We start from the raw sequence: 20,603 nt of genomic DNA on the forward strand, positions 1-20,603 counted from the left end.
GATGACGCGGAAACGGCCCCTCCCGGGGCCGTTTCAGTTCCAGATCGTTGTTTTCGCCCGCTGAGCTGGGCCTATGCCGGAATCTCTCCCACAGAAACCACCGAAGAGCCAGATTTCTTCTGGGGCGGTTGACAAGGGCTGTCCTTCAGCCCTGCAATTAAGAGGATGATGAGCTGGCTGAGCTCATGAAGGGCCTTGGGAGCGAGGGGTGCCCACCAGCAATTCAGCCTCGATGGTGATGCTTTTCACACGCGATAGATTTAGGGACTCCGCGTCGATGCCGAACAGCAGCGGCGTCATCTCGGCGAACACGCGGACGTCCCTTTCGGACATCTCGAAGGTGCGCGTCACCTTGATGCGGTCGGTCATCTTGAAGTGCTTCTCAAAGCAATCGGTCACCAGCTGGTTTGAGTATTCCTTGCTGCGCAAAGATCCTTCAGCAAGGTGGCGCAGCTCCGTAAGATGATTGCTGCCTGGAACCACTTTGACCAGCACTCCTGGCGCGGAGGCGTTTCTGGTTGGGGTGAGAACGCGCTTGAATTCGTCGTAGTTCGAGGGAGCGAATACGTTCACCACGCAGTTGATGGAGCCTTTCAGCACGGGGATGTTCGTCAGGTCGCCAACCAGCCATTTGACCGCCTTTCTGGAATCGTGGCGGGCCGCCATCAGCATGGCGTCTTTTGAGAGGTCAAACGCCACCACGTCGACACAGAGGTTTTCTCGGATTGCACGTGCATAGAAGCCTTCTCCGCATCCCGCGTCGAGCACGCGGAATGGCGTCGCGTTCACAGCTGCAGGACCCTCGCTTGGGGAAAGGGCCCTTCCTACCGCGGTGAGGACGGCTTCTTTCACGTGGTCGTAATACCCTGCCTCCAGGATTGCCATGCGGCTCTCAAAGGATTCTTTGCTGTAGTGGGCTGACTGCCTGGAGGGCCCTAGAAGGTTTACGTACCCCTGCTTTGCGATATCGAAGCAGTGCCTCTTCGGACATACGAGGCTCCCTTCCTGCAGCTTCAGGGCGCTGTGGCAAAGGGGGCAAGAGAGCACGTCGGCGCTGTCAGCAAATCGCGCGTATCTGTCGAGTACCATTGCGTCTCCTTTCGTCCAAGCAATTCTAGCAGATGAGTCTTCCCCAGCAGTGCATGGCTAATCACAGCAGGCAGAACCGCACAGTGACAAATAGCTGAGCTATTTCAAGCTGGGATTTCGGTATTCTGCTGCCCTCTTTTGGGCCACTTCATTTCGCCACGCTTTTGACAGGAGCAACAGGGTCCTCGCGCGCAAAACGCATATGGGCAATGCAGCCGTCTGTCAGGGCATGCCTGCGCCCCCGAACCTGCCGAAAAGGCGCTGATCTGCCCGCCAGGGCATGCCTGCGACCCCGAACCAGCCGAAAGGGCGGTGGATCTGCCCGTCAGGGCATGCCTGTGCCCCCGAACCAGCCGAAAGGGGGGTGGATCTGCCCGCCAGGGCATTGGCAGAAGAAAGAATGCCGAGATACTCAATAAGAAGATTGATAACCTTCAGCAGGTGAAAAAAGGAGGCTTCGGTAGTTTGTGTGACAAGGGGCTAGCCTAGGCAGCAACGCTCTTCGCTCCCTTCACGCCCTTCTTCCTCGCCTTCACCGGGCGACCCGGGAGCTGGGGCTGGCAGTCGCCGCACCTGAGCATGAGCAGGGCCACGAGGTTGTCGGTGTTGCGGAAGCCGTAGCCCATCCTCACCGTCACCTTGATCTTGTTGTTGATGGCCTCTACGCGCCCGTTGCTGATGCCGAGCTCGACTGCGGCGATGATGTCGTCGCGCCGGCGGCGCACCTTCTTCTCCACGGCGACGACCTTGGCGATCTTGCAGTAGGCGGCCCTGTGCATCCAGTCGTCGAGCAGCTCGGCGGCCTCGGAGCCGTCGGCTGCCCGGAAGACGGCCCGCAGGTCCTCCTTGAGCTCCCAGGCCCTGACCAGCCGCGAGCCGGCCCTCTTCTTGAGCGCCTCGAGCCTCGCCCTCTGGCCGTCGGTGAGGTCCTCGGGGTTCTTCACGAGCGCGTAGCGGCTGCCCTTGATGGAGGCCGCCTCCTCCTCGAGCGCCCTGACCTCCTCGGGCGGCAGCTCGCCTTTGGCAGGCCTGCCGCGCTTGCCCTCGGGCCTGGGCCTGGCGGCCCTGGCGGCGGCCCTGGCGGCGTTCCACTCCTCGCAGCGCACGGCGTCGAGCGCGTCGTTCATCCACTGGACCACGCGGAAGGGGTCCATGACCCACCTCGCGTTGGGGCAGCGGCGCTTGACCAGCTGCCTTATCCGCCTCGCGCCGTCGGCGGTCACCACCTCTATGGCGCGCCTCTGCTCGCGCGTGAGCTCGTCGAGGAACAGGTTGAGCACGTCCTTGCCGGTGCCCTCGTGCGCCCAGATGAGGCAGCCGCGGTCGTGGTCGACGACCACCGTGACGTACTTGTGGCCCTTCTTGTACGACGTCTCGTCGATGCCGATGCGGCGCACGCCGTCGAACCTCGAGGCGCCGCGCGCGGCCTCCAGCTCGGCGTAGACGCGCCTGCACACGCCGCCCACGCTGTGCCACTCGACGCGGGCGAGCTCGGAGACCGCCGAGGCGGTGCAGCGGACCGCCAGCCACGCCACCCAGTCCTCGAAGTCGCGCGTGAAGCGCGCCCCGTGCCGCGCCCAGGGGACGGCCTCGGTGCGCACGCCGTGCTCCGGGCAGCGCACCCTGCAGGGCGCGTGCTCCAGGTAGCAGGCCGAGCGCGCCAGGTCCATCGCCCTCCACAGCCTGGGGGCCCCGCGGTTCGCCATGTCGTAGAAGTCGCAGGCCCTGCCGCATACGGGGCAGCGGCGCTGCTCGCGCTTGTAGGGCCGGACGCTCACGACGATGCGCTCGGCCTCGATGCGCGCGCCCAGGACGACCGTGCGGGCCAGACCGAGGGCGAGAAGTAGTAGACTCTTCATGCGTCACACCTCTTCGGTTGTCTGAATTTGGCTTAGCAATCATAGGCGGATGACGCGGAAACGGCCCCTCCCGGGGCCGTTTCAGTTCCAGATCGTTGTTTTCGCCCGCTGAGCTGGGCCTATGCCGGAATCTCTCCCACAGAAACCACCGAAGAGCCAAAAACAATCATTCGATGCAGCCCTTTCTGCTGGCATAAAAAGCGTGGCCGAGGGCGGTGATGCCCTGGCCACGCTCGTGTTCTATAACGGTGCGCGTCCTAACGGTCGGCGAGTGGCTTGTACTCCAGTGGCTCGATCACCGGACGGTATGCCGGGCGAATAATACGGTGTGCGCAGAAGAGCTCTTCCATGCGGTGTGCCGACCAGCCTGCCATGCGGGCCACGGCGAACATCGGCGTAAAGAGCGTCTCGGGTACGCCGAGCATCTTGTAGATAAAGCCCGTGTACAGGTCAATATTGGCGCAGATGGGCTTGGTCATGCCATGGTCGCGCATGACCTGGGGCGCCAGGCGCTCGATGCGCTCGATCAGCGCGAATTCCTCGCCCAGATCTTTCTTGGCGGCGAGCGAACGTGCGTAGTGGCGGCAGACCTCGGCGCGCGGGTCGCTGAGCGTGTAGACGGCGTGCCCCATGCCGTAGATGAGCCCCGTGCCGTCAAAGGCCTGCTTGTCGAGAATCTTGCTCAGATATGCAGCGACCTCGTCATCGTCTTCCCAGTTGGAAACATGCGCGCGAATGTCCTCGTGCATGGATACGACCTTGGCGTTGGCACCGCCGTGACGCGGGCCCTTGAGCGAGCCGATAGCCGCGGCGTAGGCGGAATACGGGTCGGTGGCCGAAGAAGACAGCACGCGGCAGGCGAAGGTGGAGTTGTTGCCGCCGCCGTGCTCGGCGTGGAGCATGAGCATCACGTCGAGCAGCATGGCCTCGTCGCGGGTGAACGCCATGCCGCCGCGCAGCACCTGCAAAATGGTCTCGGCCGTGGACAGGCCGGGCGTGGGGTGCGGCACATGCACCTCGGAGCCGCGACGCTTGGCGACCGAAGCCATGTGCGCGAAGGCGGCAATACGGGGCAGACGGGCGAGCATGGAGATGGCAACATCGATCTCGTGCTCGGGGGTGATCACGTCGGGCTCGGCGTCGAAGGCATAGAGCAGCAGCACGGCGCGCTGAAGCACGTTCATGATGCTCGACGACACCGTGGTCATCGGGAATTCCTTAACGTACTCGTCGCTCAGGTGCCTAAACGCGCCCAGACGCCCGCAAAAGCCGTCGAGCTCATCCTTGTTGGGCAGCGAGCCCGTAATGAGCAGGTAGGCGACCTCTTCGTAGCCATAGCGGTCCTCGGCCTGGGCATTGTTGACGAGGTCCTCGATGTTGTAACCACGCAGCGTGAGTCGACCCTTGTCGGGCACGACCTGGCCGTCGACCTTGTTGTAGCCGTGCACGTCCGAGATACGGGTGAGGCCCGCGACCACGCCCGATCCGTCGGCATTGCGAAGACCGCGCTTAACATTGTGCTCGACAAACAGGCCCTCGTCATAAGGCTCGGTGGGCATGCCGTAATACAAATTTTCGCTTTCGGGCGCAATCTGGCGGCTGGCCTCGTAGTCCAGGACCAGGCGGCTCAGATGGTCATCGAAGCGGTAATAGATTTTCTTGGCGTCGTAGGCCATGTGCGCTCCTCTCCGGGCCATGTGGCGACGTTGCGCCTGGGCGCACGTTGGGCCGTCGTCACGCAGCCTGTTCGCTACAGGCGGTACATAAAGTTAAAGACGTCCTCGCGCTGGATGGACACGTTGACGCCCGAAAGCTCGCCGGCCTCGGCCAGGGCCTTCTGCAGCTCGGCGAAGTCGAGCTTGGACTCGGCGGTGTCGGCCAGCATGGTCATGGTGAAGATGTCCTCGATAATGGACTGCGTAATGTCGCGGATGTCGACATTGGCTTCGCCCAGGACGCGGGTGACGCCGGCGACAATGCCGGGGCGGTTCTTGCCAAGGACGGTGATGACGATACGGGAGGACGAGATCTCGGCCATGGGAAACCCTTTCGCGTGTTGGCGGCGCGCGGCGGCGCTCCGCTACGGTACAGTGTTCATCATTGTACCTGTCCCGTGCAAAAAGGGGCACCTTTGCTGCGGCGTTACACGTCTGCAACATGGAGCGCTTGTCTCGTAGGGTGTATTTTTGGCACCCTGGACAGCTCGGGCGACTCTGTTGGCGCCGCGATCGGGCAGATTCGCCTGTGCGCTCCGGCGTAAAGACCGTGAACCTTTTGTGGGACGCTCGGCGCCGTGGTAACATAGCCGAGTTTGTTGTCTTGGTCGGAAACCAAGACGCCTTATGCGCTGATCGGTAACCAGCGCCTGACCAATAAGGAGTCCTACCATGAAGCAGGGTATCCATCCCCAGTATGTCGAGTGCACGGTGACGTGCTCCTGCGGCAACACCTTCAAGACGCACGCTACCGTGTCCGAGATGAGGGTCGAGCTTTGCAACGAGTGCCACCCGTTCTACACCGGCCAGCAGAAGTTCGTCGACACCGGTGGACGCGTCCAGCGCTTCGCCGACAAGTTCGGTGGCGCCGCTGCCGCCCAGCTCAAGAAGGCCGAGGAGGCCAAGGCTGCCAAGGCCGCCAAGGCTGCTGAGGCCGAGGCCGCTCGCAAGGCCGCCGCTGAGGCTAAGGCTGCCGAGAAGGCCAAGCGTGCCGCTAAGTTTGCCGAGGAGGCTGCCAAGCAGGCCGCCGAGGCTCCCGCAGAGGCTCCCGTCGAGGAGGCCGCTGCCGAGGCCGAGACCACCGAGGCTGCTGAGTAAATAGCTCGCCGAGGAATCGCTCGCATTCATGGCAAAAGGGCCGTGCATCCAATTGGGTGCACGGCCCTTTTCTTATCGACGCAAAGTAGCACGTCCTCTTTGCACCGAACGGTGGGGATTTTTCGTTTGCCCAGATAAAACCTGCCAAAATAAACCTGTCCCTTTTTGGCAGGTAACCGATAGGAGGCTACGTGGACACATCGACGTCCTTGGGCAATCGCGAGCTCGCGGTGGCAAAGAAGCGTGCGCTCGATGCTGCCTATTTTAGGAAGGGTATCGCTGTCGCGGCGCTTTCGAGCTGCATGTATGCGCTGTACACGGCCTTTGTTACCGCCGGTCAGCTCTTTGGCGTTTGGGCCGGTTGGTTCGATGCATCTGCTCCCTCCGGCCTTTTGGCGGTATTCATCTTGCCCACAATCGCCTCGGGCGTCAATGACGTGCTGAGTGCCGTCTGGGCCACGTTTTTCACTGCCGGTCAGGGCAAACTCGCCGACCTAGGCCGCTGCATCGCCTCAAAGCCCGGCGTCATCGTTATCGCCGCCGCCTTCATTGGCGGGCCCATCGCTTCTGCCGCCTACGTTATCGCGCTTTCGCAGGCAGGCACGCTTGCCGTGCCCATCGCCGCGCTCAACCCCGCGATCGGTGCGGTGCTCGCCCGCGTGCTCTACCGACAGCCGCTTAGCCCCCGTGTCGTCACCGGCATCGTTGTCTGCGTGGTCGCCGGCGCCATGATCGGTAGCGTCGGCCTGAGCGGGCAGGCATCTTCCGGCATGCCGCTTGGCTTGGGCCTGGCGCTGTTAGCCGCCCTGTGCTGGGGCGTCGAGGGATGCGTGGGCGGCCGCGCCACCTGCATGATCGATCCTCAGATCGCCATCAACATCCGTCAGCTTGTCTCGGGCGTCGGCAACCTGTGCTTGGTACTGCCGGCCCTAACCTTGGCATGCGGAGAGCCCCTTGGTCAGAGTTACGTCCTTGTCGCCCAAGCGCTCACCGACAAATCCTCCGTCGTGTTTTTCGCCTGCTCCGGTTTTGCCGCCTACTTTTCGTTTATGAGCTGGTATCGCGCCAACTCCATGTGCGGCACGGCGCTGGGCATGGCCATCAACGGCACCTATACCTTTACAGCGCCGCTGTTTACGTGGATTATCGTCGGCCTGGTCTTGGGCTTTGACGGCTACGCGCTTCCGTCCGTTGCATGGGTGGCGGCCGTCGTCAACCTCGTCGGCATTTGCCTGATCGCCGTGAATCCCCTCGACATGGTTAAAAAGGACGGTGATCGGGATGCTTCCGCTTAACTATGCCATGCTCGATTATTTTGTTTGCCATGACGAGGCTTGCGTCGACGATGTGATGGCCGATCTCGCGGCCGAGTACGCATCGTTTGCCGCCTTTGCAAGGCCGCGCATGCAGGAGGCGCTCATGACCGCGCACAAGAATGGCCTGATTGACGAGACGCGCTTTGATTTGAATGTCGAAGGCGAGCTTCGCGTCTACTATCGGGCGAGCGCCGAGCAGCGCAAAGTTATCGGCGCCTATCTGGGCCGTAGCCATTAAAAAAACGTCCCTTTTTGGCAGGTCGGTCGTAGTTATTACGTGGGGGATGAGGTCGAGCGTATAGCGTGCGTCCCGTTTGGCTAAAGTACAACTATCTGTGTTTAACTCGCCCAGTGCAACGCGCTACGGGCGATGGCCAAAAAAGGAAAACCACATGGGATTCATGTCAAAGCTGCTGTCCTTTGGATCCGATAAGGACCTTAAGCGCTACTACAAGATCGTTGACCAGATCAACGGGCTTGAGCCTCAGTTTGAGAAGATGACCGAGGAGGAGCTTCGCGGCCAGACCGATAAGTTCCGCGAGCGTTATGCTAACGGCGAGTCGCTTGACGACATGCTCCCCGAGGCCTTTGCCACCGTGCGCGAGGCTTCAAAGCGCATCACGGGCATGCGTCACTTTGACGTACAGCTCATCGGCGCCATGGCGCTGCACGAAGGTCATATCGCCGAGATGAAGACCGGCGAGGGCAAGACACTCGTCTCCACCCTGGCCGGCTATCTTAACGCCATCGCCGGCAAGGGCGTGCATGTCGTTACCGTCAACGACTACCTGGCAAAGCGCGACTCCGAGTGGATGGGCCGCATCTACAAGTATTTGGGCATGACCGTCGGCCTGCTGCAGAACAACATGCCGCTCGAGCTTAAGCGCCCGGCCTACCAGGCCGATGTCACCTACGGCACCAACTCCGAGTTTGGCTTTGACTACCTGCGCGACAACATGGTCACCCGCCCCGAGCAGCGCGTCCAGCGCGGCCACAGCTACGCCATCGTCGACGAGGTCGACTCCATCTTGATCGACGAGGCCAGGACCCCGCTGATCATCTCGGGCGCCGGCACCAAGTCGGCCAGCACCTACAAGGACTTCGCGCGCGCCGTGCGCGGGCTGGAGCGCGGCGAGGACGTGTCGCACGATATGCTCACCGCCACCGAGGACGTGGAGCCCACGGGCGACTACGTCATGGACGAGGCCAAGCACACCATTGCCGCCACCGAGCGCGGCCTCAAGAAGATCGAGCGCCGCCTGGGTATCGAGGACATCTACGCCGACCTTTCGGGCCAGTTGGTCAACCACCTGCAGCAGGCGTTGAAGGCCCAATACATGTTCCACCGCGACAAGCAGTACGTCGTTACCAACGGCGAGGTCAAGATTGTCGATGAGTTCACCGGCCGCATCATGGAGGGCCGCCGCTACTCCGAGGGCCTGCATCAGGCCATCGAGGCCAAAGAGGGCGTGCTGGTGCGCGAGGAAAACCAGACGCTGGCTACCATCACCCTGCAGAATTACTTCCGTCTGTATGACAAGCTCTCCGGCATGACCGGTACGGCGCTTACCGAGGACGCCGAGTTCCGCGAGATCTACAAGCTGCCCGTCGAGGTCATTCCCTCCAACAAGCCCGTGCAGCGTGTCGATCACGAGGACCTGGTCTACCGCACCATTCAGGCCAAGTACAACGCCGTTGCCAATGATGTCGAGCGGCGTCACGCCAAGGGCCAGCCAGTCCTGGTCGGAACCGTCTCCATCGAGAGTTCCGAGAAGCTGTCGGCAGCCCTTACCAAGCGCGGCATCGCGCACGAGGTCCTCAACGCTAAGCATCACGAGCGCGAGGCTCATATCGTTGCCCAGGCCGGACGCTACGGCGCCGTGACCATCGCCACCAACATGGCCGGTCGTGGTACGGACATCTTGCTGGGCGGCAACCCCGACGAGCTGGTGCGCGAGCGCCTGGAGTACGAGGGCCTGACCATGGAGGACGTGACGCCCGAGCAGCTCGAGCAGTTTAACGCCGAGGCCAAGGAGACCTGCAAGGCCGAGCGCGAGCGCGTACTTGCGGCTGGCGGTCTGACCGTCATCGGCACCGAACGCCATGAGTCCCGCCGTATCGACAATCAGCTGCGTGGCCGTTCTGGCCGTCAGGGCGATCCGGGCGAGACCCAGTTCTACCTGTCGCTCGAGGACGACCTGATGCGCCTGTTCGGTGGCGACAAGATGGACCGCGTCTCAAAGATGATGGTCACGGCAGAAATGGGCGACGACGTGCCCATCCAGCACAAGATCATCTCCAAGGCCGTCGAGAGCGCCCAGCACAAGGTCGAGAGCATCAACTTCTCCATGCGCAAGAGCGTTCTTGAGTACGACGACGTGATGAACAAGCAGCGTCAGGTTATCTACGCCGAGCGTAACAAGATTCTGGATGGCAAGGACCTGACCGACCACATCACCGAGGTCATGCACGACACCGTGTACCGCTGCGTGCAGGAGTTTTGCACTAAGGACAGCCACGACGGCGAGCGCGACCTCGATGGCCTGCGCAAGTGGGTCGTGGAGCTGACCGGCCATATCGATACGCCCAAGTTCCCCGACGAGGATTACGAGGCCCTGGCCGCCGATGTCCTGGCCTACGTCGAGAAGTGCTACAACATGAAGGCCGAGCGCTTGGGCGAGGACCTCATGCGCGAGCTCAACACCCAGGTCATGCTGCGCGTCATCGATACCCGCTGGATGAACTACCTGCAGGAGATGGACTATCTCAAGACCGGTATTGGCCTGCGCGGCTTTGGTCAGCGCGACCCGCTGGTCGAGTACAAGACCGAGGCCTATGGTGCCTTCCAGATGCTCGTTGACACCATGTACGAGGATTACCTGCGCACCGTCCTGCGCATCGAGATCAAGGCCGCCCCGCAGGCTGTGGAGCGCAAGGAGGACCCCGCGCTCGAGGGTGCGCGCTTCTCCGGCCCCGCCGACGTCGATGGCGACAACGGCAACTCGGTCCTGCGCAAGGAGGCACGGGCACAGGCTCGCACGGCCGTCCAGGGCGGACCGGCAGCTGTCAACAACGGCGCTAAGGTGACCACCTACCGCAAGTCCGAGAGCGACGACCCGTATGTCAACGTGGGCCGCAACGACCCGTGCCCCTGCGGCAGCGGCAAGAAGTTCAAGTACTGCCACGGCAGGAATCGTTAATGGCGGAGGCTTTAGAGGTAACGCCCGCCGAGCTGGACGCGTTTGCGGACCGGCTCGGCGAGGTTGAGTCGTATCTCCATTTGGACGAGAAGCGCACCCACGTGACCGAGCTTGAGGCCAAGAGCGTCGCTCCCGGCTTTTGGGACGACGCCGATGCCGCTCGCGCCACGATGGAAGAGATTGCGCGCGCCAAGGAGGATATCGCCGCCGTGGATACCGCGCGCGGCGAGCTCTCCGATGCCCGCGCGGCGCTGGAACTTGCCGAGGAAATGGGCGATGACCCCGATGCCGCTGCACTGCGTGAGGAGGCTGCCGCCACGGCTGATCGTCTGGCGCGCGCCATCGATGAGCTCGAACTTTCGAGCTGGTTTACCGGCGAGTTCGATCACGGTGACGCGATTGTGACCATCAAGCCCGGACAGGGCGGCTTGGAGGCGCAGGACTGGACCTTCATGCTCTTTAAGATGTACATGAAGTACTGCCAGCGCCGCGGCTGGAAGGTCACCATCAACGATTGCCCCGCTGCCGAGGTCATTGGCATTGATCGCGCGACCTTTACCGTTGAGGGCAAGGATGCCTTCGGTATGCTTCGTGCCGAGGCCGGCGTTCACCGTTTGGTGCGCATTAGCCCCACCGATGACAAGAAGCGTCGACAGACTACGTTTGCCGGCGTCGAGGTCATTCCGGTGCTGCCCGACGATATCGATATCGAGATCAACCCCGACGATATCCGCGTCGACGTGTACCACGCAAGCGGCCCGGGCGGCCAGGGCGTCAACACCACCGACTCCGCCGTGCGCGTGACGCATTTTCCCAGCGGCATTGTAGTGACCTGCCAAAATGAGCGCAGCCAGATTCAGAACAAGGCCGCGTGTATGCAGATTCTCAAGGCCCGCCTGTACGAGATTGAGCTCGAGAAGCGCGCCGAGGCGCTCGACGAGATCCGCGGTCCCAAGACCACGATTGGCTTTGGCAACCAGATCCGCAGCTACGTGCTCTATCCGTATCAGATGGTCAAGGACCTGCGCTCGGGCGTGGAGACCAGCAACGTCGACGCCGTTCTCGACGATGGCGACTTGGATCCGTTTGTGATCGGCTACCATCGCTGGGCTACCGGCAATGCTGATGCGGAGTCTCCGTCCGCTTAAGCCCCGGGTGAGTCACGGACCGACACTAAACTCTGGACAGGGCGGTTTTATATCCAGAGCAAACCCGCCGCGGGGTGGTTTTTCCTCGGCGAATCGGTAGAATCAAATACGGTAAGAAGTTCAAAGCGCACCCAATGGGGTGCGCTTTTTTGAGGGAGGTAGCATGGCGTATCGTCTGGATATCAAGCGTATTCTTTCAATGAACTTCTTTCGCGATCTGCCCCAGATCATGCTTGGGTGCGCTTTGGCGGCCATCGCGACCGACCTGTTTTTGATTCCCAACGGTCTTGCCGCCGGTGGCGTTACGGGCCTTGCGACTATTATCCAGGCGGTCGGTGCCGCGCGAGGCGTGTCGCTGCCCGTCGGTATCCAAACCATCGTGATGAACGCCTTGCTGTTGCTGGTCGTAATGCGCGAGGGCGGCATGTTCTATGTGGTACAGACGGCGACAGGCTTTGTGCTACTGGGCTTCTTTACCGACCTGTTTGCCCCGTTTGTAGCGCCTCTGGCAGATGCAGACCTGATGCTTCCCGCTATGTGGGGCGGCATTATCACGGGCATTGGTTACGGCATGGTGTTACGCGCCGGCGCCAACACCGGCGGCTCCGACACCATCGGCCAGATTATCTCGCGTAATACCTCGCTGCCGGTGGGTTCGACCGTCATGGCGATCGATGTCGCCGTATGCGCGGCATCGGCCCCCGTCTTCTCTCTGGAGAACGCGCTGTATGCAGGGCTTTCGATGGTAATTAGCGGCTATGTGATCGACGCTGTGGTCGATGGCGGCAACAAGCGCCGCATGGTGCTCATCATCTCGGACAATTTTCCCGATATCGCGGCCGATATCATGTATGGCCTGGGTCGCGGCTGCACTAAATTTAAGGCGACCGGCATGTATTCGGGCGCTGAGAAGCCGGTGATTATGGTGATCGTTAGCCGCCGCGAGCTCAATACACTCAAGACCATCGTGCGCGAGCGCGATCCTCAAGCTATAGTGACGGTCGCCGACGTTACGGAAGCCTTCGGCGAGGGGTTCAAGGACATTAACGCGTAGGGCAGACGGCGCTCCATCCAAAAGACGTTCACATTGATAAACCGATTCATCAGCGGGTCTGCCTGCTAAATTATTCAAATAATGATAAAAACTCTGGTAAAGCCTTCAGTTTCCAGCATAATGAATGGCGCACGTGCATTGCGGCTGGGTTGGGATTACCTTCTGCGCCGTGCGCATCTTGTCTAAAGAGGATGAAAGGAAGGCACAATGAGCGACGAAGAGCTCAAAAAGGTTGCCAACGAGGTAAGGAAGGGCATCGTCACCGGCGTGCACGCTGCCAAGTCCGGCCATCCGGGCGGTTCGCTCGGCTCTGCCGACATCATGACTTATCTGTACTTTGAGGAAATGAATGTCGACCCGGCCGATCCTCGCAAGGCCGACCGCGACCGCTTTGTGCTCTCCAAGGGCCATTGCGCTCCGGGTCTGTACGCCGTGCTCGCCGAGCGCGGATTCTTCCCCAAGGAGGACCTCGAGACGCTGCGCCATATCGGCAGCCACCTGCAGGGCCACCCCAACATGAACGACACCCCGGGCGTCGACATGTCCACCGGCTCGCTGGGCCAGGGCATCTCCGCCGCCGTGGGCATGGCCGTCGCCGCCAAGCACTGGGGCGATACTTACCGCACGTACGCCCTGCTGGGCGACGGCGAGAGCGAGGAGGGCCAGGTCTGGGAGGCCGCCATGTTTGCCGGCAATCAGCAGCTCGACAACCTCTGCGTGATCGTTGACCACAACGGCCTGCAGATTGACGGTCCCGTCGAGGAGGTCAACGATCCCATGCCGCTCGCCGACAAGTTCCGCGCCTTTAAGTTCCACGTGGTGGAGCTCGCCGACGGCAACGACTTCGGTCAGATTCGCGCCGCCTTTGCCGAGGCTCGCGCCACCAAGGGTCAGCCTACCGCCATTATCGCCGAGACCATGAAGGGCAAGGGCGTTTCCTTTATGGAGAACCAGGTTGGTTGGCACGGCAAGGCCCCCAACGATGAACAGTTTGAGCAGGCCATGGCAGAGCTCACGGCCGCCGGAGAGGAGCTCTAGGATGGCAGACGTCAAGAAAATCGCCACGCGTGTAAGCTACGGCGAGGCCCTCGTTGAGCTCGCTGCCGAGCACGACGACTTTGTGGTCCTCGACGCCGACCTGGCTGCCGCCACGCAGACCGGTAAGTTTAAGGCCGCCTGCCCCGACCGCTTCTTTGACGTGGGCATTGCCGAGAGCAACCTGATGGGTGTCGCCGCCGGTATCGCGACCACCGGTCGTACTGCCTTCGCGAGCACCTTTGCCATGTTTGCCGCCGGCCGCGCTTTTGAGCAGGTCCGTAACTCCATCGGCTATCCGCACCTCAACGTCAAGATCGGCGCCACGCACGCCGGTATTTCGGTGGGCGAGGACGGTGCCACGCACCAGTGCTGCGAGGATATCGCCCTTATGCGTGTTATCCCTGGCATGACCGTGATTGTCCCGGCCGACGACGTGGAGGCCCGCGCCGTGGTCCGCGCCGCCTACGAGTGCGACGGCCCCGTGTACATGCGCTTTGCCCGTTTGGCCTCGCCGGTCATCAACGACCCCGAGACCTACAAGTTCGAGCTGGGCCGCGGCATCGTCATGCGTGAGGGCGCCGATGTGACCATCATCGCCTGCGGCCTGATGGTTGGCGAGGCTCTCGAGGCTGCCGAGCAGCTCGCTGCCGAGGGCATCGACGCCGAGGTCATCAACATGCACACCATTAAGCCCATCGACGCCGATCTGATCGTCAAGAGCGCCGCCAAGACCGGTCACGTCGTGACCGTCGAGGAGCACTCCGTGATCGGCGGCCTGGGCAGCGCCGTTGCCGACGTGCTCTGCGAGCAGTGCCCGACGCCGCTCAAGAAGATCGGCGTCAATGACACCTTTGGCGAGTCCGGCCCGGGCGCCGAGCTCCTGCACAAGTACGGCCTGGATGCCGCCAACATCGTGGCAACCACCAAGGAGTTCTTGGCCTAGGGCAAGACGAGGCAAAGTATCGCTTCAGCAACCGTAAGCAAGCCAGAACAGGGGCGCACCCAAAGAGGGCGCCCCTGTTTTTTGTCGGTAACAAACAAATCGGGCCCGCATCAAGCAAGGGCTTCCTCCGGGAAGCGGGCCCATATCAGCAAAGTGCAACTCAGCCCTTCCGACTTTGTATATGCAGCGCCCCAAGAAAAACGCGGCGACTCCTTAGTAGCCGCAGGCCGCGCACAGGGCTACCTCCCAAATCATTCCGCAGGACGGAGGAGTCCCCGCAGCGCGAAGCGCGCAGCGGGGACTCCGACATGTCCGAGGACGATTTGGGAGGTAGCCCTGTGCGCGGCCGGTGAGACCAAAACCCTGCCATGCTTCTTATGTGCAGCGAAGCTAATGCTGCTAAAATACAAAGCGCTCATGTAGTTTAAACGCACGATGATAAGGAGCACCAGTGGGTAACCACTTCCGTACCTCCGGTGCGGGCGATGAGGCCCCCAAGACACGGCAAGGTGTCCCGGGCACACGTTTCGCCACTCCGGATTCAGAGGGCCAGCATATTGCCCAGGCCCCCGCACAGCCGGCAGATCAGGCACGGCCGGCAACCGATCCCTTTGCCTACAATCCCACCAGCGATGCCGAGCTTTCTGCCGCTGCGGGCTTTGAGCCCGTCCAAAAGGTGACTGCTCGCGTGAACCAGCCTCAGACGTCAGCCGAGCCTCAGCCGACCATGGCGGGCATTCCCGATCCCATGGTTCCTGCTACGCCCGCGCCGCAGCCGGCGCAGTCCGGCCTCTTTGCCGGCATTCCCGATCCTACGCAGCCCGCTGCGCCCATGGTCGAGAATGATCAGGCTGCCGAGGTCGCAAGTCTTGACAATGCGCTCAACAACCCCGATTTTACGTCGGTGTTCGCGCCTATCGATCCGCAGGCAAGTCGCAAGAAGATGGCCAAGCAGGCCGGTGTCGAGCCCGTCATTCTGATGGAGCATGTCACCAAGATCTACCCGGCACAGCCCAACAAGCCCGCACTCGACGACATCAACATCGAGATCTATCCGGGTGAGTTCGTCTTCTTGGTCGGTCATTCCGGATCGGGTAAGACCACGCTGCTTTCCACGCTCAACCGTGATGTCAGGCCTACGAGCGGTCGCATTTTGGTCGCCGGTCAGGATCTCATGAAAATCAAGAACCGCAAGGTTCCCTTCCTGCGCCGCCAGATTGGCGCCGTGTTCCAGGACTTTAAGCTTCTGCCGCAAAAGACCGCCTATGAAAACGTGGCGTTTGCCCTGCAGTGCATAGGCAAGCCCAAGGGCGTCATTCGCAGCCAGGTGCCCGAGGTGCTGCGTCTGGTCGGTTTGGCCGATCAGATGGACTCGCTGCCCGATCAGCTTTCCGGCGGCGAGCAACAGCGCGTGGCCGTCGCCCGCGCCATGGTCAACCGTCCGCCGCTGCTGATTTGCGACGAGCCAACGGGCAACCTCGACCCGGCAATTTCGCTCGGCATCATGAAGCTGCTCGAGCGCATTAACCGCACCGGCACGACCGTGATCGTGGCTACCCACGATCGCGAGATGGTCGATAGTATGCATCGTCGCGTGATCGCCCTCGAGGGCGGCCACGTAATCCGCGACCAGGAGAGGGGAGGTTACGGCAACTATGGCACCAACTAACGTGGGCTATTCGCTCAAAGAGGCAATGAGCCACTTCTTCCGTAACTGGACCACCTCGCTCGGCGCCGTCATCACGATTTTCCTTTCGCTGTTTATCATCGGCCTGTTCATCATGGGTTCCGCGATGCTGAACTCCGTGATCGGCACCGTTGAGGACCAGGTTGTTATCAACGCGTTTATTAGCGATGACGCCGACCAGGCCGACGTCCAGGCTTTCGAGAGTGAGCTCAAGACGTGGAACAACGTTAAGTCCGTGACCTATAAGGACAAGGACGACGCGCTGGCCGAGTACACGAGCAAGATGTCGGGTAACGCCGACGCCACTCTGAGCGCACTTGATGGCCAGAATCCGCTGCCTGCTTCGTTCGCGATCGAGATGGACGATCCGTCCCAGGTCGAGAGCACGGCCAAGAAGCTCAAGAAGAACTCCGATTTCCAGAAGATCGCGGATGACGGTGACGTTGACGCGAGCGTTCTGTACGGTCAGGAGGAAGTGAGCCGCCTGTTCCAGGTGACGAACTACATCCGCATCGCTGCCGTTGTGCTTGTTGGTTTGCTGACGTTTATCGCGTTCATCTTTATCAACAACACGATTCGCCTGTCGATTACGGCTCGCCGCCGCGAGATTGCTATCATGCGCCTGGTGGGCGCCAGCAATGGCTTTATTCGCGGTCCGTTTATCACCGAGGGCGTGCTGCAGGCCGTTTTGGGCTCGCTGCTTTCCATCGGTGTTTTGGAGCTGCTTCGCAACCTGTTGGTTCCGCGTCTTCAGGAGAGCATTGGCTGGATGTCGTTTGCGCTGCCGATGCAATACTACCTGGTAACGTATGCCGCACTGATCCTGGTCGGCGTGATCATCGGTCTCTTTGGTTCCGCCATTGCCATGCGTCGCTACCTGCGCGTGTAGACACAGCTGGAATTAGTTTTGCTAACGGGCCGTCCCGCTCTGGGGCGGCCCGTTTTTTGATCCCGTGCGACGGAGGAAAAGGGCTCACCGGCAGTTCGGCTTGTCTCGATAATTCGATTTTCTCCGTCACATAGGGATCATGACGCGAGGTGCGTGCTCTGTTGTTGATTGGGTAGACTCTTTGATGCGTGCGGTTTAGGCCTGCACGGTGTTTTGACATGATGCGGTTGCGCCTGCGGGCCCCGCAACAGATAGTAAGGAGGCGCCATGGGGCGCAATAACAAACATAAGCGTAGCGCTCGCAACAAGCGCGCGCCGGTGCGTAGCGAGCGGCGTCCCAGCCTGACGGGCCGCGTGCAGCTCCATGAGCACAGCGCCTATGTTGTCACCGATAATGGCGACTATAAGGTTATGGGTCGCGGCAAGCGCGAGATTATGGACGGCGACATCGTGGCCGTGAGCATTAAGACCGGACCGCGCGGCGATCGCCGTGCCGTGATCGAGGGCGTTGTCGAGCGCGCGGCCATAAGCGTGGTGGGCACGTATCAGACGGCAGGCCCGCTCGGTGTGATCGAGCCGCTTGATTCGCGTCTCAAGGCCGATTTCTTTATTTTGCCCGAGGATACTTCGGCGGAGCGTTTGGGCGTGCATCCGGGCGATGCAGTCGTCGCACGCATCTTGACCTATCCGACACGCTTGGAATCGGGCACCGTGACTCTTGAGCGCCGCATTGGCGGCGACGATGCACCCGACTTGGGCATTCAATATGTCATGGCTCGTTACGGCTATACCGATAGTTATCCCGAGACCGCCCTTGCCGAGGCCGAGGAGCTATCGCTCGACGTGGCGACAGCTCTTAAGGACCCACTTCGCCGCGATCTGCGCGACCGTTTTATCATCACGATCGATCCGGTCGACGCGCGCGACTTTGACGACGCCATCTCGTTGGAGCGCACGACGCAGGGCGGCTACAAGCTGGGTGTCCATATCGCCGATGTATCGCATTATGTGGCCTGGGATGGACACATCGACCTAGAGGCTCGCCATCGCACGACGTCGGTGTACCTTGCCGATCGCGTGCTCCCCATGTTGCCCGAGCGCCTGTCGAATGACCTGTGTTCCTTGCGCCCCGACGAGGATCGCCTGGCGTTTACCGTCGACATCGAGCTCGATGCGCAGGGGCACGTCCGCCACTACGATCCGTATCCCAGCGTGATTCGCTCGCGCGTGCGTATGGACTATGACGGTGCCGAGGCACTGCTGGTGCGTGCCGGTGCGGTGGAGTACTCCGTGTTGGAAGGTGCCGCCGAGGATGTTGCTGCAGCCGAGGCGTCGCGCGAGGAGGCGCTTGAGCGCGGTTTGACTTGCGAAGAGACTGCCCGCGACTACGACGTGGATCTGAGCGATTTCCTAGTTGCTGCCAACGAGCTTGCCGAGCGACGCCGTCGCATTCGCCGTGCGCGCGGCTCGGTCGACTTTGACACGGCGGAGATTCGCGCTTTGCTGGACGAGGATGGCATTCCCGTGCAGATCGTGGCCCGCGAGCGCTCGTGTGCCACGTCGCTCATCGAGGAAGCTATGCTGCTTGCCAACGAGTGCGTTGCCGAGTGGCTGGCAGACCGCGATATTGAGGCATGCTATCGCGTGCATGAGGATCCCAGCCCCGACAGCTTGCACGGGGCCGCTGTGGCGCTGGCGCAGCTGGGTATCATCGACGATCGCCGCGCGGCCGGCATTGCCCTGGGAAGTCCCGATGAGCTGCAGGCGGCGGTTGACGCTGCCGCTGGCACGGCAAATGCCCCGCTTGTCAACACGTTGCTATTGCGCAGTATGCAGCGCGCGCTGTACAAGCCGCGCAACGAGGGCCACTTTGCGCTCGCCGCGCCGTGCTACTGCCACTTTACGAGCCCTATCCGACGCTATCCGGACCTTGTTGTCCATCGCGTGCTCAAATTGCAGCTGGCGTATGAGCAGCTGGGCGGCAAGGATGCCTTGGTGCGCACGCCGCGGCTGATCGGCAGGGGTCGCGAGTCGCTGCCGCGCATCTTGCCGCAGATTTGCCGTGCATGCAGCGATGCCGAGCGTGCGGCCGACGCCGCCAGCCATGCGACGCAAAAGATCAAGATTGCCCAGTATTACGAGGATCGTCTGGGCGAGCGCTATGCCGGAACCATTTCGTGGGTCAGCAGCATGGGCTTCTTTGTGCGCCTCGACCTGACACAGGTCGAGGGCTTGGTCTCGATTAAGAGTTTGGGAAGCGAGTGGTTCGAGTTTGACGAGGACGCGCTCACGTTGACGGGTGCCGACACGGGGCGCCGTTTTGAGTTGGGGCAACGCGTGATCATCGAGGTCTCGCGTGTCAACACGACCCGCGGGCACTTGGACTTTAAGCTCATCCATTAGTTTGGCCAGAAAAAACTTGGTTGGCGACCGGGTGCATAAGATTTTTGTTCCCGGCAGGCACTTCGACATTATTGACCTGGGTTTCGATGCTGCGGGCGATGTCACCGCTATCGTGCTGGTGCTGCTGGTGGCCGCGTTGGCGCGTTATGCCACTCGTCCCATCGGCGCCCATGCAAGACGTGTCTGGATACCCAAGATACTATCGGCATCGTTGGATACTCTTTATGGCAACCGGTTACAATGTCAACTGTCGATACGCGCCATCGACGCTTCGGCGCTTACCCAGACATGCGTCTTTACGAAGAGGAGATTCCTGTGGCAGTGCTATTTGTTGAGTATCCCAAGTGCTCTACCTGTAAAAAGGCTAAGGCATGGCTGGATGAGCACGGGGTTGAGTATATCGATCGCGATATCGTAGCGGATAACCCAACAGCCGAGGAGCTTTCCGCGTGGGTTGCGCGGTCGGGATTGCCGGTGCGACGCTTCTTTAACTCGTCGGGCATGAAATATCGAGAGCTTGGTCTGAAAGCGCGCCTGGATGCGGGTATGACGGACCAGGAATGCTGCGAGCTGCTGGCGACCGACGGCATGCTGGTTAAGCGCCCGCTGCTGGTGGGCGACGACTTTGCGATCCCCGGCTTTAGGGAAGCGGCTTGGACCGAGGCGTTGCTGTAGCGACTGCGGGGAAGCTGTATCCCGTTTTGGATGCCGATTTTGGGATACAGTTTTCGCTGACAGGCTTGCTCCGGTCAGTTTTTGAACCGCGGCCACCCGTGCGGGCCGAAGAGCTATGCGTGCTTGTCGAAGTATCGCTTCGCCATCCTTTGTCCATAAGGGGCAGATGTGTCGCTTCACAGGTCCTTCACGGGTTGGACGAAATTAGGCCAATTTGACCGAATTTTAAAAAAGTCAAAATTGGGGCTTGCGTCACGGAGCGACTTCCCGTATATTTCTTTCTTGCGCAAAGGCACAGCCGAGCGCAGCGATGCAATCATTGGGATGTCGTCTAATGGCAGGACAGCGGATTCTGGTTCCGTCAATGGGGGTTCGACTCCCTCCATCCCAGCCATTGCATTTGCTACATATGGCCCGTTCGTCTAGCGGTTTAGGACGCCGCCCTCTCAAGGCGGAGATCACCAGTTCGAATCTGGTACGGGCTACCAC

16 protein-coding genes, 2 tRNA genes and 1 pseudogene are annotated in these 20,603 nt (G+C 61.3%); 14 read left to right on the forward strand and 5 right to left on the reverse strand.

The genetic code is table 11. The features are described 5' to 3' along the window. Positions 1 to 183 precede the first annotated feature (183 nt). From ACTQW0_RS04200 to ACTQW0_RS04220, 5 genes and pseudogenes are all read right to left on the reverse strand, one after another. On the reverse strand, positions 184 to 885 hold the full coding sequence (locus ACTQW0_RS04200) for a methyltransferase domain-containing protein (protein ID WP_441567137.1): 702 nt from the start codon (positions 883 to 885) through the stop codon (positions 184 to 186). A gap of 63 nt (positions 886 to 948) precedes the next feature. Further along, positions 949 to 1,089: pseudogene (locus tag ACTQW0_RS04205) on the reverse strand (putative RNA methyltransferase); the annotation flags it as partial. Between the two features lie 485 nt (positions 1,090 to 1,574). Then, on the reverse strand, positions 1,575 to 2,948 hold the full coding sequence (locus tag ACTQW0_RS04210) for an ISL3 family transposase (RefSeq protein ID WP_441567070.1): 1,374 nt from the start codon (positions 2,946 to 2,948) through the stop codon (positions 1,575 to 1,577). 257 nt (positions 2,949 to 3,205) lie between these two features. Then, positions 3,206 to 4,624, reverse strand: coding sequence for a citrate synthase (locus tag ACTQW0_RS04215; RefSeq protein WP_441044635.1), 1,419 nt, complete (start codon positions 4,622 to 4,624; stop codon positions 3,206 to 3,208). A gap of 74 nt (positions 4,625 to 4,698) precedes the next feature. Continuing rightward, positions 4,699 to 4,986 carry an ACT domain-containing protein gene (locus ACTQW0_RS04220; protein ID WP_006235289.1) on the reverse strand — a complete coding sequence of 96 codons (288 nt, stop codon included), beginning with the start codon at positions 4,984 to 4,986 and terminating at the stop codon, positions 4,699 to 4,701. A 349-nt stretch (positions 4,987 to 5,335) separates the two neighbouring features. Here ACTQW0_RS04220 and rpmE point away from each other — a divergent pair, with 349 nt between their 5' ends. The 14 genes from rpmE to ACTQW0_RS04290 all read left to right on the forward strand — a co-directional run bounded on the left by rpmE (position 5,336) and on the right by ACTQW0_RS04290 (position 20,602). After that, a complete protein-coding gene (gene rpmE, locus ACTQW0_RS04225; protein ID WP_154516018.1) occupies positions 5,336 to 5,761 on the forward strand; it encodes a 50S ribosomal protein L31 in 426 nt (141 codons plus the stop codon). Between the two features lie 191 nt (positions 5,762 to 5,952). Further along, on the forward strand, positions 5,953 to 7,056 hold the full coding sequence (locus ACTQW0_RS04230) for a hypothetical protein (RefSeq protein WP_441567072.1): 1,104 nt from the start codon (positions 5,953 to 5,955) through the stop codon (positions 7,054 to 7,056). After that, positions 7,043 to 7,315 (forward strand): hypothetical protein, encoded by a 273-nt coding sequence (locus ACTQW0_RS04235; protein WP_441567074.1) that lies wholly within the window; start codon positions 7,043 to 7,045, stop codon positions 7,313 to 7,315. Before ACTQW0_RS04230 ends, ACTQW0_RS04235 begins: the two co-directional genes overlap by 14 nt. Before the next feature lie 154 nt (positions 7,316 to 7,469). Further along, the gene (gene secA / locus ACTQW0_RS04240) at positions 7,470 to 10,277 is read left to right on the forward strand and encodes a preprotein translocase subunit SecA (protein WP_441567076.1); all 2,808 of its coding nucleotides are present in this window, start codon (positions 7,470 to 7,472) and stop codon (positions 10,275 to 10,277) included. After that, entirely contained in the window at positions 10,277 to 11,425 is a 1,149-nt protein-coding gene (prfB, locus tag ACTQW0_RS04245; protein ID WP_154516009.1) for a peptide chain release factor 2, read from the forward strand. The genes secA and prfB overlap by 1 nt, the downstream gene beginning before the upstream one ends. A gap of 163 nt (positions 11,426 to 11,588) precedes the next feature. Next, positions 11,589 to 12,479 carry a YitT family protein gene (locus tag ACTQW0_RS04250; RefSeq protein WP_441032955.1) on the forward strand — a complete coding sequence of 297 codons (891 nt, stop codon included), beginning with the start codon at positions 11,589 to 11,591 and terminating at the stop codon, positions 12,477 to 12,479. Positions 12,480 to 12,686: 207 nt separating this feature from the next. Then, positions 12,687 to 13,517, forward strand: a complete 831-nt coding sequence (locus ACTQW0_RS04255) for a transketolase (protein ID WP_154516003.1) — start codon at positions 12,687 to 12,689, stop codon at positions 13,515 to 13,517. A gap of 1 nt (position 13,518) precedes the next feature. Beyond that, positions 13,519 to 14,460 carry a transketolase family protein gene (locus ACTQW0_RS04260; protein WP_427793358.1) on the forward strand — a complete coding sequence of 314 codons (942 nt, stop codon included), beginning with the start codon at positions 13,519 to 13,521 and terminating at the stop codon, positions 14,458 to 14,460. 451 nt (positions 14,461 to 14,911) lie between these two features. Next, positions 14,912 to 16,129: a cell division ATP-binding protein FtsE gene (gene ftsE / locus ACTQW0_RS04265; protein ID WP_441540493.1), complete on the forward strand. Its 1,218-nt coding sequence runs from the start codon at positions 14,912 to 14,914 to the stop codon at positions 16,127 to 16,129. Then, entirely contained in the window at positions 16,116 to 17,036 is a 921-nt protein-coding gene (gene ftsX / locus ACTQW0_RS04270; protein WP_154515997.1) for a permease-like cell division protein FtsX, read from the forward strand. The genes ftsE and ftsX overlap by 14 nt, the downstream gene beginning before the upstream one ends. 267 nt (positions 17,037 to 17,303) lie before the next feature. Continuing rightward, positions 17,304 to 19,439, forward strand: a complete 2,136-nt coding sequence (locus tag ACTQW0_RS04275) for a ribonuclease R family protein (protein ID WP_441567079.1) — start codon at positions 17,304 to 17,306, stop codon at positions 19,437 to 19,439. 315 nt (positions 19,440 to 19,754) lie between these two features. After that, complete coding sequence (locus tag ACTQW0_RS04280) at positions 19,755 to 20,114, forward strand: arsenate reductase family protein (RefSeq protein WP_427727422.1); 360 nt, start codon at positions 19,755 to 19,757, stop codon at positions 20,112 to 20,114. 320 nt (positions 20,115 to 20,434) lie between these two features. Continuing rightward, positions 20,435 to 20,508, forward strand: a tRNA-Gln gene (locus tag ACTQW0_RS04285). Positions 20,509 to 20,525: 17 nt separating this feature from the next. After that, a tRNA-Glu gene (locus ACTQW0_RS04290) sits at positions 20,526 to 20,602 on the forward strand. Position 20,603: the final 1 nt, after the last annotated feature.

Origin of the sequence: Collinsella sp. LCP19S3_B7 (assembly GCF_052121795.1) — a bacterium.
Taxonomy (GTDB): domain Bacteria; phylum Actinomycetota; class Coriobacteriia; order Coriobacteriales; family Coriobacteriaceae; genus Collinsella.